This window comes from Polymorphobacter sp. (genome assembly GCF_051860865.1).
Taxonomy (GTDB): Bacteria; Pseudomonadota; Alphaproteobacteria; order Sphingomonadales; family Sphingomonadaceae; genus Sandarakinorhabdus.
The window spans coordinates 1-12,131 of the sequence record NZ_JBIMKZ010000088.1 but is presented as its reverse complement, the minus strand read 5'-3'; the positions used below and the strand labels follow the sequence as shown (position 1 = coordinate 12,131).

The window sequence follows — 12,131 nt, the reverse complement described above, 5'->3', positions numbered from 1 at the left end:
GACAACGGTCGCCCCATGTGCGTGAACCCGATCAATGGGGTCTGGGGGCAAGCCCCCAGCCGCCGGAGGCTATCCCTTCTGCCCCTCGATCCACCGCCCGATCTTCGCCTCCAGAACGGTCAGCGGCAGCGCCCCGTCTTCGAGGATCTGCTTGTGGAAGGCGCGGATGTCGAATTTCGGGCCGAGTGCCTGTTCGGCGCGCGTGCGCAGGCGGCGGATGGTGAGGGCGCCGATCTTGTAGGCGAGGGCCTGACCCGGGTAGGCGATATAGCGTTCCACTTCGGCGGTGGCTTCGGTGCGGCTGGTGGCGCTGTTCTCGAGCATATAGTCGATGGCCTTGTCGCGGCTCCAGCCCTTGGCGTGGAGGCCGGTATCGACGACGAGGCGGAGTGCGCGCAGCATCTCGTCGTCATAATGGCCTTGCAGGGCATAGGGGTCCTTGAACAGACCGAGTTCCGGCCCGAGGCTTTCGGCGTAGAGCGCCCAGCCTTCGATATAGGCGGTATTGCCGCCGAAGCGCTGGAACGGCGGCAGCTTCTCGTCTTCCTGGGCGAGGCTGATCTGGAAATGGTGGCCGGGGATCGCCTCGTGGAGGTAGAGGGTTTCGATGCGCGGGGTGGTGCGCGAGGGCAGGTCATAGGTGTTGTAGAGGAAGGTGCCGGGCCGGCTGCCGTCGGGCGTGCCGCGCAGATAGGCGCCGGCGGCATAGGTCTTCTCCGAGGCTGCGGGCACCGGGCTGAGCCGCAGCGGCGCCTTGGGGATGAGGCTGAACAGCGCGCCGACACGGGCGTCGACATGGGTGCCGACGGCCTTGAAGCGCGCAGCGAGGTCTTCCTTGCTCTTGGGCTGGAAGCGCGGGTCGGTGCGCAGGAAGCGGAAGAAGGCCGGCAGGTCGCCCTTGAAGCCGGTGCGGGCCTTCACCGCCTCCATGCCGGCACGAATGCGCGCCACTTCGCTCAGGCCGAGCGCGTGGATCTCGTCGGCGGTCATCGTCGTGGTGGTGTTGCTGGTGATCAGCTGTTCGTAGAGCCGGTCGCCGCCGGGCAGCGCGCCGAGGCCGACGCTGTCGCGGGCGGCGGGCAGATAGTCGGTCTTCAGATAGGCGCGCAGCCGTGCCAGCGCCGGGTTGACCTCGCCGCCGATGATCCGGGTATAGTCGGCGCGCAGCGCGCGGGCCTCTTCGGCGGACAGGCCCGCCGGCAGGCTGGCGATCGGCTTCATCATCACCGAGGCCTCGGTGCCGCCCGTCAGCATGGTATCGAGCTGGTCGATCATGTTGGTGACGATCAGCCGCGGGTGGACGATGCCGCGCGCCTGCCCCTGGCGGAAGCGGGCGATGGCCATGTCGATCTGGAAGGCGAAGGTCGCCAGCCGGCTGAGGCTGTTGCGATGGTCGTCGAGGGTCTTGTAGGTGACGGCGCTGTCGCCCGAATGCAGCTCGGGGATGAAGGTGTGGATGCCGTTGAAATGGTCGAGCGGCCGCACGCTGGTCAGCGCGACGATCTCAGGCTCCAGCCCACGCTGGCGATTCTCGAGGTCCCATTTGAACACGTCGAAGCTGATCTGCTCGGCCGGCGTCAGCGCCGCGCGGTCGATGGTGGCGAGGCTGGCGAGGTCGCTCTCCACCGCCGCCCGCTCCGCGGCAAGCGCCGCATCGCTGAAGAAATCGCCCAACTGGTCGGCATAGCGCATGTCGCCACGGAAGAGCGCGTCGAACGGATTACGCTTGAGCCCGGCCTCGTCGGAGGCGGTGAACAGCGCGCGCAGCCGCGCCGACGGGCTTTCAACGGGCTGGGCAAAGGTGGGCGTGGCGACGATCGCAGCAGCGGCAACGGCCGCCAGGGGAAACAGGAAACGCATGGCAACTCCGCACGGTCAGGACGGCCATCGCTATCGGTCAACGCCCGTTCATGCAAACCCTGGCAGCGTGTCCTGACAGGTGAGTGCCTCGCCAACGGCGGAACAACGCCGGTGATGCGGCGTTCACCTTCCGAATCAATGTCCGGAGACACGTAATGAAAAGCATGACCATGATGAGCCTGATGCTCGGCGCCAGCCTTGCCGTCGCCGGTTGCACGACGGATCGTTATGGCGACCGCCGGCCGTCGCGAGCGGTCACCGGCGGTGCCATCGGTGCGGCTGGCGGTGCCGGCGTTGCGGCCGTTACAGGCGGCAATGTGGTGACCGGCGCGGCAATCGGTGCCGCGGCGGGCGCCGTGCTCGGAATCGTCACCGAAGACCGCAATCGCTACGAGGACCGCGCCGGCCAGCGCTATTATTATGATGATCGCGGCGAATATCGCTACGACAATCGCCGCCGCCGGCAGTATTCGCGCCGCTAACGACTACAAGGCCGCCGCCGGCCGGGCATGATCCCGGCCGGCGGCGGCTTTTTCATATCTCGATCAGATGGTCGGGCAGCTCGTTGCGATTTTCCGTCCCGGCCGGAAAATGCTGGCTCAACACCGCACCCGCCAGCCCGATCGCCGCCACCAGCCCGTCCGCCGGCTTGCCGGCCCTGATGCCGTCGATCAGTGCATCCACGGTATCCGCCCAATGGTCTGGCGACACCCGGGCGAAGATGCCGGTATCGGCTATCACTTCTGCGATATGGTCCGGCTCGTCGATATAGAGCAGCACGCCGGTTCGCCCGGCGGTGGCCTCCAGCCCGCGCGCCCGGAACTGGGAAAGGGCGGCGGCATGGACGCGGTCGCGGCGCAGCCCCTGCGGCGTCAGCGCTCGCGCCAGCGGCGTGAACCAGCCGAGCGCCAGCACGCCGGCAAAGAGCAGCGCCTGAATGATAATCAGCACTTCGAGGCTGCGCCGCTCATGCGCCTCGGCGCTCATCGTGTCCCAGTTCATCGTCTCCCAGTCCGGCAGCAGGTCGGCCGGCGACCAGCCGAACAGCACGGCGGTGAACGGCAGCGCCAGTGCCGCGAGACTGGCGATGGTCAGTGCACTGGACGCATAGCGGTGCGGCGTCGTCGAGACGATGACGACGATCTCGCCCGAGGTTCTCGACTCGGCCTCTGAAATGGCGGCGCTGATCCGCGCCCGGTCGGCATCGGTGAACAACATTACCAGCTCCCCGACGATCCGCCGCCGCCGAAGCCGCCGCCCCCGCCGCCAAAGCCGCCCCCGCCGCCAAAGCCGCCGCCGCCGCCAAAACCGCCGCCGCCGCCCCAGCCGCCGCCCCCGCCCCAGCCGCCGCCGATCCCGGCGCCCCAGATGACGTCGCGGCCGCGCCGGCGCCCGCGCTTGCCGCGCGCCACGGCAAAGAACATCCAGGCCAGGATGATCAGCACCCACAGGCCGACCGCGAGCGGGTTCGGCGCATCCTCCTCAGCCTGGTTCTGCCGGGCGGCCAGCGCCGCGGCTGCCGCTTCTTCAGGCGGCAATTGCAGGAATCCGATCAGTTCGGCGGCGCCGGCCTCGACGCCGCCGGCCATGTCCCCGGCCTTGAAGCGCGGAATGATCGCGCGCCGAATGATCTGTGAGGTCAGCGCATCGGTCAGCGTGCCCTCCAGCCCATAGCCGACCTCGATCCGTACCTTGCGCTGGTTCGGCGCGACCAGCAGGATCGCGCCATTGTCGGTATCCTTCTGGCCGATCCCCCAGGCGCGGCCGAGCTGATAACCATAATCCTCTATCTCATAGCCGCCGAGATCGGGCACGGTGGCGACCACCAGCTGGGTGCCGGTAGTGTCCTCCAGCGTCTTCAGCTGCGCCTCCAGCCGCGCCGTCACATCGGCCGGCAGCAGCCCGGCGGCATCGGTGACGCGGCCGGTCAGCGGCGGAAACGCCGGCTGCGCCCGGCTTTCGCTGGCATAGCCGAAAATCGCCGACATCACCGCCAGCACGGCGGCGAGGATCAGCGCCAGCCGGCTCAGCCGCGCCTCGCTGCTGTAGCGGGCGCGATGCTTGTCGCCTGATCTCTCATCGGGCGATTGCCCCGCCATCAAAAATTGACGGTCGGGGCGGTTTCGGCGTTGGCGGTCGTCGCCTTGAACGGCGCGATCGGCTGGGCGCCATAGATCACCTTGGCAGCGATGATCGACGGGAAGGTGCGGATCTCGGTGTTATAGGTCTGCACCGACTGGTTGTAGTCGCGCCGCGCCACGGCGATCCGGTTCTCGGTGCCTTCGAGCTGGGACTGGAGCTGGAGGAAATTCTCGTTCGACTTCAGCTCCGGATATTTTTCCACCGTCACCAGCAGCCGGCCGAGCGCGCTGCCGAGCTGGCCCTGCGCCTGCTCGAACGCCGCCATCTGCGCCGGATCGGACAGCTTGGTCGGGTCGACGGTCACCTGGCTGGCGCTGGCGCGCGCCTTGGTCACCGCCTCCAGCACCTCGCGCTCCTGGGTGGCGAAGCCCTTCACCGTGTTGACGAGGTTCGGGATCAGGTCGGCGCGGCGCTGGTACTGGTTCTCGACATCGCCCCACTTCGCCTTCACATTCTCTTCGGCGGTCGGAATGCTGTTGATGCCGCAGCCCGAAAGCGCCAGCGCAAGGCTGGCAGCGAGGGCAAGCCGGGCAGGGGTGCGAAGCGTGGCAGCCATGGCGGTCCTTTCATGTTCAGACATCAGACGAACGGCGGGCGACAAGCTGTCGATAGTGGATTGACCCCGTCGCCTTGATGACAAGATAGTGCGTCCCGGACGATTTCAAAGGGGACCGCCGTGCTGCAGGAATTCAAGGCGTTCATTGCCCGGGGCAATGTTCTCGATCTGGCCGTTGCCGTCATCATCGGCGCGGCCTTCGGCGCCATCGTTACCTCCTTCACCCAGGACCTGGTGATGCCGGTCATCGGGCTGCTCACCGGCGGGGTCAATTTCACCGGCCTGTTCGTCCGGCTCGGCCCGATTCCGGCCGATTACGCCGGCAGCCTCAGTGACTATGCGGCGCTCAAGGCCGCCGGCGTGCCGCTGCTCGGCTATGGCAGCTTCCTCACCGCCGTGATCAACTTCCTGATCATTGCCTTCGTCATCTTCCTGATGGTCAAGCTGGCCAACCGGGCGATGAAGCCCAAGGAAGAAGCGCCGGCCGCGCCGCCGGCGCCGACGCCCACCGAGGCGCTGCTCGCCGAGATCCGCGATGAGCTGAAGGCTCGCCGGCCCTGAAGGATGCCCGCCATGATCCGCACCAGCCTCACCCTCGCCGCAGCGCTGCTGCTGGCGGCCTGTGCCACCAAGGACGTGGCGCGCGTCATGAAGGGTGATCCGCCGCCGCTCGCCGGCAGCCTCGAAGGCGGGCCATGGCTGGTCGAGGACCTGAACGGCGGCGGGGTTATGGACAATGCCCTGATCGACCTCAATTTCGACCCCGGCGACCAGGGCACCAGCCGCGTCGCCGGCCGTGCCGCCTGCAACCGCTATTCGGGCAGCTGGACCCAGACCGGCACCACCGTCCGCTTCGGGCCGCTGATCACCACCAAGATGGCCTGCGCCCCGGCGCTGATGGACATGGAGCAGAAATTTCTGTCGACGCTGGAGGCGGTGACGACGCTCAGCTTCGATGGCACCGGGGCGGCGCTGCTGAAGTCGCCCGACGGCCGGATCATCAAGATCCGCCGCGAACGCTGATCAAGCGGCCAGCCGCTCCAGCGAGAGATCAGCGAGCGAAGTGTTGTCGAGGATGGCGGCCGTCTGGTCGCGCACCGTCAGCATCACCTTGCGGATGGCGCAGACGCTTTCCTCGAAACAGTCCGAACAGCGCTGATAGGCGCTCACCGACACGCAGGGCACCAGCGCCAGCGGCCCCTCGATCAGCCGGATGATCTCGCCGAAGCTGATCTCGTCGGCCGGCCGCGCCAGCCGGTAGCCGCCCATCTTGCCGCGATAGCTGAGCACAAGCCCACCATTCTTCAGTTCGAGCAGGATGATTTCGAGAAACTTGCGCGGCAGCTTCTGGTCGGCGGCGATCATCGAGATCGGGACCGGCACCAGTCCATCGGCCCGCGCCAGGAAGATCAGCGCGCGCAGGGCATAGCGGGATCGCTGGGTCAGCATCGGCGGACCCTATGCACAGGGGTCCCGCAGGGCAACCCCATGATGTGACTGGGGGATAAATTCGGCCCCGTCGCTAGACGTCGAGATTGGCGACGTTCAGCGCATTGTCCTGGATGAACGCTCGGCGCGGCTCCACCACATCGCCCATCAGCTTGGAGAAGATGTCGTCGGCGAGGTCGGCTTCGTCCGCCGTCACTCGCAGCAGCGTGCGCGCGGCCGGGTCGAGCGTGGTTTCCCACAGCTGCTCGGCGTTCATCTCGCCCAGCCCCTTGTAGCGCTGGATGGACAGGCCCTTGCGCCCGGAATCGAGCACCGCCGACAGCAGCTCGGACGGGCGGGTGATCCGCCGCTCGCCGAGCTTGGCGGTGCCGATATAGGTCGCCGCCTCCTGTGCGGCGAGCGCGTGCAGCCGCGGCGCCTCGGGCGAGGCGAGGAAGCCGGCATCGATGACATGATGGTCGGTGACGCCGCGCCAATCCCGCTTCAAGACATAGCCGCCTTCGGCGCCAGGTTCGGCATGCCAGATCGCGCCCTCGCCGTCGGCGGCGGTCAGCCAGGCAGCGCTGCCGGCTGCTGCGGTGCGGGCTGCTTCGGCGGCAATGTCGGGGGCCAGCGCACCGTTCAGCGCCAGCGCCTCGATCACCGTTGCGAGGTAGCGCTTGGGCACATAGTCCATCAGCGCCCGGAAGCGCCGGGCATGCTCGACCAGCGCCCGCACATCGCCGTCGCCGCGTGGTCCCGCCGCCGTCTCCAGCACCAACCCGGACAGGCCGGTATCGATCAGATAATCCTCGAGCGCCGCATTGTCCTTAAGATAGACCTCAGACCGGCCGCGCGCGACCTTGTACAGGGGCGGCTGGGCGATGAAGAGATGGCCGCCCCGGATCAGCTCGGGCATCTGGCGATAGAAGAAGGTCAGCAGCAGCGTGCGGATATGCGCGCCGTCGACATCGGCGTCGGTCATGATGACGATCTTGTGATAGCGCAGCTTCTCCAGCTTGAACTCGTCGCGGCCGATGCCGGTGCCCAGCGCCTGGATCATCGTGCCGATCTCGCGGCTGGACAGCATCCGGTCGAACCGCGCCCGCTCGACATTGAGGATCTTGCCCCTCAGCGGCAGGATCGCCTGGAACTGGCGGTTGCGCCCCTGCTTGGCCGAGCCGCCGGCCGAATCACCCTCGACCAGGAACAGCTCGGACTTGACCGGATCGCGCTCCTGGCAGTCTGCAAGCTTTCCGGGCAGCGAGGCGATGTCGAGCGCGCCCTTGCGCCGCGTCAGGTCACGGGCCTTCTTGGCCGCCTCGCGCGCCGCGGCCGCATCGATGATCTTGGAGACGATGGCGCGCGCCGATGGCGGATTTTCCTGCAGCCAGATCTCCAGCCGCTCGGCGATCAGGCTCTCCAGCGGCTGCCGCACCTCGGACGAGACCAGTTTGTCCTTGGTCTGCGACGAGAATTTCGGGTCCGGCAGCTTGACCGAGACGATCCCGGTCAGCCCCTCGCGCATGTCGTCGCCGGTCAGGCTAACCTTTTCCTTCTTCAGCAGCCCGGACTTCTCGGCATAATTGTTGAGCGTCCGCGTCAGCGCGGCGCGGAAGGCCGCGAGATGGGTGCCGCCATCGCGCTGAGGGATGTTGTTGGTGAAGCACAGCACCTGCTCATGGTAGCTGTCGTTCCACTGCAGCGCGACATCGATGCCGATGTCCCCGGCCCGGCCATTAATCGCCACGGGGGCGGGAACCAGCGGCGTCTTCGAGCGATCGAGATATTGGACGAACGCCGCGATCCCGCCCTCGTAGAATAGCTCTACCCTTTGCTCCTCGGCATGGCGGGCATCGACCAGCTCCAGTCGCACGCCCGAATTGAGGAACGCCAGCTCGCGGAAGCGATGCTCGAGCCGCGCAAAATCGAACTCGATGATCTTGAACGTCGCCGGCGACGGCAGGAAGGTGACGCGGGTGCCGCGCCGGCCATCGGCGTTGCCGGTCTGCTTCAGCGGCGCCTCGGCCTCGCCGTGGCGGAAGCGCATCCAGTGCTCGGCCCCGTCGCGCCAGATCGTCAGCTCCAGCCATTCGGACAGCGCATTGACCACCGACACGCCGACGCCGTGCAGCCCGCCCGAGACCTTATAGGCATTGTCGTCCGAATTGTTGAACTTACCCCCGGCATGCAGCTGGGTCATGATCACCTCGGCGGCCGAGATGCCCTCCTCGCTGTGGATGCCGGTGGGGATGCCGCGGCCATTGTCGGTGACGCTCACCGAGCCATCGGCATTGAGCGTGATCAGAATCTTGTCGCAATAGCCGGCCAGCGCCTCGTCGATGGCATTGTCCGAAACCTCGAACACCATGTGGTGCAGGCCCGAGCCGTCATCGGTATCGCCGATGTACATGCCCGGCCGCTTGCGCACGGCTTCTAGTCCGCGCAGCACCTGGATCGAATCGGCGCCATAGTCGGTGTTGCTGGTTTTGTCGTTCATGCCCACTCTATAGAGAGGCGGCCGGCAATATTACAGGAAGAAGTGATGCCGCCGGCCGTCTCCGGCCAGCGTTTCACATCAGGACGCGTTCCGGCCGCGGCACGCCGTCGAGGTCGGTCGAGGAATCGATCTCCATCAGCGGCTTGATCAGCCCGTCGCGCAGGTCATAGACCCAGCCGTGCAGTTTCACATCCTGCCCGCGCGCAAACGCCGACTGTACCGGCGCCGACCGCGCCAGCCGCACCAGCTGGTCGCGGACATTGCATTCGACGAAGCGCGACAGCCGGCTCTCGGGGTCTGGCATTGCATCGATTTCCTCGAAATGCCGGTCATAGACCTCGCGCGCCGGCGCCAGCCACTGGTCGATCACGTCGTCGGCATCACCGCGCAGCGCCCGGCCCAGCGTCAGGCAGCCATAATTGCCACAGACGATGATGTGCCGGACCTTCAGGTCGACAAGCGCATGCTCCACCGCCGCCATCAGGTTCAGATCGCTCTCCGAGACGAGATTGCCGAGGTTGCGATGGATATAGAGGCTGCCCGGCGGCGAACGGGTGATCCGCTCCGGCACCACCCGGCTGTCCGACGAGCCGATCCACAGGAACATCGGGTTCTCGGGGCCGGCATGGCGGCTGAAATACTCGGGATCGTCCTGCTGCTTCTCGACCTGCCACGCCATGTTGGCGAGGATCAGTTGCTTGTACTCGGTCATGCCCCGGCTCCCCGCAGCGCCGCGCCCTGCAGCGCGGCCCGGGCACCGTCGCTCATCGAGGCCACGTCATCCTGCACACCCAGCTGCGGCGCATTGATCAGCGGTGCCGTTCGGCCCGCCGCGTCGCCCTTCAGCAACACCCTGATATCGCGGTATGGGGCGCCCTTGATGAAGCCGTTGATGATGTCGATGTTGTCGAGATCGACAAAGCTGGTGCTGGACAGGTCGATGATCAACTCGGCACCGTCGGGCACCCGGCTGAGCGCCTCCTGGAGCTGGGGCTTGTGGATGAAGTAAAGGTCGCGCCGCGCCCGCACCATCACCATACCCTGCCGCTCGACATAGCTGATCGCCGTGCGGAAATTGCGCGCAATCACGAAGCCGAAACCGACCACGAGCCCGATCCCGATCCCGATCAGCAGATCGGTGAAGAGGATCGCCACGACCGTCACCACAAAGGGGATGAACTGCGTGTAGCCCTGCTTGTAGCGGGCGATGAACAGGCTGGGCTTGGCCAGCTTGTAGCCGGTCTGAATGAGGATCGCCGCCAGTGCCGATAACGGAATCAGGTTGATGATCGTCGGGATCAGCACCACCATCAGCAACAGCCAGAAGCCATGCAGCATCGTCGACAGCTTGCTGTCCGCGCCGGCCTCGACATTCGCCGAAGACCGCACGATCACGCTGGTCACCGGCAGCCCGCCGACCAGCCCCGAGGCGAAGTTGCCCACGCCCTGAGCCAACATCTCGCGGTTCTTGTCGGTAACGCGGCGCTTGCGGTCGATCTCGTCGACCGCCTTGATGCTCAGCAGCGATTCGAGGCTGGCGACAATCGCCAGCGTCAGCGCCACCGTCCACACCGCCGTATTGCCGATCTGCCCGGTATCCGGGAAGCGCAGCAGCCCGGCCAATTCATCGAATCCGGACGTCACCTGCAGCTGAACCAGCTGGTTCGCCGGCACCGCCAGCGTCGGCGCCGCGGCAATATAAAGCGTGTTGACCAGCACGGCGACGACCACGACCACCAATGGCCCCGGCAGCAGCTTCAGCGGCCCTTCCTTGGGCTTGTTCTTGTCCCACCAGAACAGGAACGCCAGGCTCGCCAGCGCGATCAGCAGCGCGCCATGGGCAATGTCGCGGCTCAGGATGTTGAGCAGTTCGGTAAACGTGTTGCTGCCATCACGCTGGAAGAACTCGTTGCTGCCCTCATAATCGCCGATATAGCCGAGCGCATAGGGAAGCTGCTTCAGGATCAGGATCAATCCGATCGCCGACAACATCCCGATGACCACCGAAGATGGCACGAATTCCGCCAGATAGCCGCCGCGCGACACCGAAAATATCAGCTGCATCAGTCCGGCCAGGCAGACAGAGAGCAAAAACGCCTCATAGGTTGGCAATGTCTCGATGGCGGTGAAAACGATCGCCGTCAGACCGGCTGCAGGACCGGAAACGGAAAGGGCCGAGCGGCTCAGCGCGCCGACGACAAGTCCGCCCATGATGCCCGCAATAAGGCCGGATAGGGGCGGCGCCCCCGATGCAACGGCCACGCCCAGACAGAGCGGAAGGGCCACCAGGGCCACCACGATCGACGCCGGAAGATCCGTGCGCCAGGCGCCCATAATGGCTCTCATGCTTTCCATCCGAACATTGTTCCCTCCCGCGGCACCTGTCTCCAGGCCCGTTCCTCCTCCCTTATGCGCAAAAAATGCCGCAGTGCGCAATGATACAGATTATCCTGTCCCGAGATTACCACCGGCCAACGTAAGTCGCGTCGCCGGGCCAGCCTCCGAGAACAGCAGCGGATCAGTTCCAGTCATCCACACCTGCGCCCCGGTCACGGCCAGCCGCTCGAACAGTCGCGCCCGGCGCCGCGCATCGAGGTGCGCCGCGATCTCGTCCATCAGCATCAGCGGTGCCGCCCCGCGCCGGTCCCGCACCAGCTCGGCATGGGCCAGCACCAGCGCGATCAGCAGCGCCTTCTGCTCGCCCGTCGATCCCAGCGCCGCCGGCTGGTTCTTGCCGGCATGGATCACCGCCAAATCGGCGCGGTGCGGCCCGGCCAGCGCCCGCCCCGCCGCAGTATCCTGTCCCCGCCCCGCCCGCAGCGCCGCCGCCAGGTCATCGGGCGTCGCATCATCCAGCGCGATCAGCGGCCGCGCAAAGCCGTCCACCGGCATCCCCGCCAGCCGCTCGGCCAGCGCTGTCACTGTCTCCGCGCGCGCCAGGCTTATCGCCGCGCCATGCTCGGCCATCGCCGCCTCCAGCGCCGCCAGCCAGCCCGGATCGGCGCCGTCCGCCGCCAGCAGCCGGTTGCGCGCCCGCATCGCCGCCTCATAGCGCAGTGTCTGCCGGCCATGGTCCGGGTAAAGCGCCAGCACCAGCCGGTCCAGGAACCGCCGCCGCCCGGCCGGCGCCTCGCCGAACAGCCGGTCCATCGCTGGCGTCAGCCACACCACCGCCAGCCATTCGGCCAGCGCTGCCGCCGGCCGCGCCGCCCCATTGATCTTCACAACTCGCCGCTCGGGCGCCCCGGCCAGCGCCCCGGTCCCCAGCGTCACCTCCCCCGCAGCGCCCACAACCCTCGCCGATATCGCAAACCCCCCCGGCCCCTCGCTGCGCGCCACCTCGGCCAACGCCGCCCCGCGCAAGCCCCGCCCCGGCGCCAGCAAACTCACCGCCTCCAATATGTTGGTCTTGCCCGCGCCATTGTCGCCGGTGATCACCACCAGCCCCGGCCCCGCCTCCAGGGCCAGCGCCGCGTGAGAGCGCACATCGGTCAGCGCCAATCGGGTCACGGCCACCATGGCCCCTCCCTACGCAGCGCCGCAGGCAATCGCTAGTGCCTCCGGTGGTAAGGGAAAGGGCCTCCGGCGGCTGGGGCCGCAGGCCCCAGACCCCAATTATTGGGTTTATCCTGCAGGACTATCATC

12 protein-coding genes are annotated in these 12,131 nt (G+C 67.0%); 3 read left to right on the top strand and 9 right to left on the bottom strand.

The window, feature by feature from the left end; translation table 11 throughout:
- Window positions 1-69 precede the first annotated feature (69 nt).
- Window positions 70-1,860, bottom strand: a complete 1,791-nt coding sequence (locus tag ACTIFJ_RS13550; RefSeq protein ID WP_439534643.1) for a DUF885 domain-containing protein — start codon at window positions 1,858-1,860, stop codon at window positions 70-72.
- 164 nt (window positions 1,861-2,024) lie between these two features.
- On the opposite strand from ACTIFJ_RS13550, the gene ACTIFJ_RS13545 reads away from it, so the two are divergent.
- Window positions 2,025-2,342 carry a YMGG-like glycine zipper-containing protein gene (locus tag ACTIFJ_RS13545; protein ID WP_439534642.1) on the top strand — a complete coding sequence of 106 codons (318 nt, stop codon included), beginning with the start codon at window positions 2,025-2,027 and terminating at the stop codon, window positions 2,340-2,342.
- Between the two features lie 52 nt (window positions 2,343-2,394).
- On the opposite strand, the gene ACTIFJ_RS13540 is transcribed toward ACTIFJ_RS13545, so the two are convergent.
- The 3 genes from ACTIFJ_RS13540 to ACTIFJ_RS13530 form a co-directional block, all read right to left on the bottom strand.
- Window positions 2,395-3,078 (bottom strand): TPM domain-containing protein, encoded by a 684-nt coding sequence (locus ACTIFJ_RS13540; RefSeq protein ID WP_439534641.1) that lies wholly within the window; start codon window positions 3,076-3,078, stop codon window positions 2,395-2,397.
- A complete protein-coding gene (locus ACTIFJ_RS13535) occupies window positions 3,078-3,848 on the bottom strand; it encodes a TPM domain-containing protein (RefSeq protein WP_439534645.1) in 771 nt (256 codons plus the stop codon). Before ACTIFJ_RS13535 ends, ACTIFJ_RS13540 begins: the two co-directional genes overlap by 1 nt.
- A gap of 110 nt (window positions 3,849-3,958) precedes the next feature.
- Window positions 3,959-4,558 carry a LemA family protein gene (locus ACTIFJ_RS13530; RefSeq protein ID WP_439534640.1) on the bottom strand — a complete coding sequence of 200 codons (600 nt, stop codon included), beginning with the start codon at window positions 4,556-4,558 and terminating at the stop codon, window positions 3,959-3,961.
- 120 nt (window positions 4,559-4,678) lie between these two features.
- Here ACTIFJ_RS13530 and mscL point away from each other — a divergent pair, with 120 nt between their 5' ends.
- On the top strand, window positions 4,679-5,119 hold the full coding sequence (gene mscL, locus ACTIFJ_RS13525; RefSeq protein WP_439534639.1) for a large conductance mechanosensitive channel protein MscL: 441 nt from the start codon (window positions 4,679-4,681) through the stop codon (window positions 5,117-5,119).
- A 12-nt stretch (window positions 5,120-5,131) separates the two neighbouring features.
- Window positions 5,132-5,581 (top strand): META domain-containing protein, encoded by a 450-nt coding sequence (locus tag ACTIFJ_RS13520; RefSeq protein ID WP_439534638.1) that lies wholly within the window; start codon window positions 5,132-5,134, stop codon window positions 5,579-5,581.
- Here ACTIFJ_RS13520 and ACTIFJ_RS13515 read toward each other — a convergent pair whose 3' ends face one another.
- From ACTIFJ_RS13515 to recF, 5 genes are all read right to left on the bottom strand, one after another.
- Entirely contained in the window at window positions 5,582-6,007 is a 426-nt protein-coding gene (locus ACTIFJ_RS13515; RefSeq protein ID WP_439534637.1) for an RrF2 family transcriptional regulator, read from the bottom strand. It lies immediately after the preceding gene.
- Window positions 6,008-6,080: 73 nt separating this feature from the next.
- Complete coding sequence (gyrB, locus tag ACTIFJ_RS13510; protein WP_439534636.1) at window positions 6,081-8,486, bottom strand: DNA topoisomerase (ATP-hydrolyzing) subunit B; 2,406 nt, start codon at window positions 8,484-8,486, stop codon at window positions 6,081-6,083.
- A gap of 73 nt (window positions 8,487-8,559) precedes the next feature.
- Window positions 8,560-9,198 (bottom strand): carbonic anhydrase, encoded by a 639-nt coding sequence (locus tag ACTIFJ_RS13505; RefSeq protein ID WP_439534635.1) that lies wholly within the window; start codon window positions 9,196-9,198, stop codon window positions 8,560-8,562.
- The gene (locus ACTIFJ_RS13500; protein ID WP_439534644.1) at window positions 9,195-10,820 is read right to left on the bottom strand and encodes a SulP family inorganic anion transporter; all 1,626 of its coding nucleotides are present in this window, start codon (window positions 10,818-10,820) and stop codon (window positions 9,195-9,197) included. Before ACTIFJ_RS13500 ends, ACTIFJ_RS13505 begins: the two co-directional genes overlap by 4 nt.
- Before the next feature lie 111 nt (window positions 10,821-10,931).
- Window positions 10,932-12,005, bottom strand: coding sequence for a DNA replication/repair protein RecF (gene recF / locus ACTIFJ_RS13495; protein ID WP_439534634.1), 1,074 nt, complete (start codon window positions 12,003-12,005; stop codon window positions 10,932-10,934).
- Window positions 12,006-12,131 lie beyond the last annotated feature (126 nt).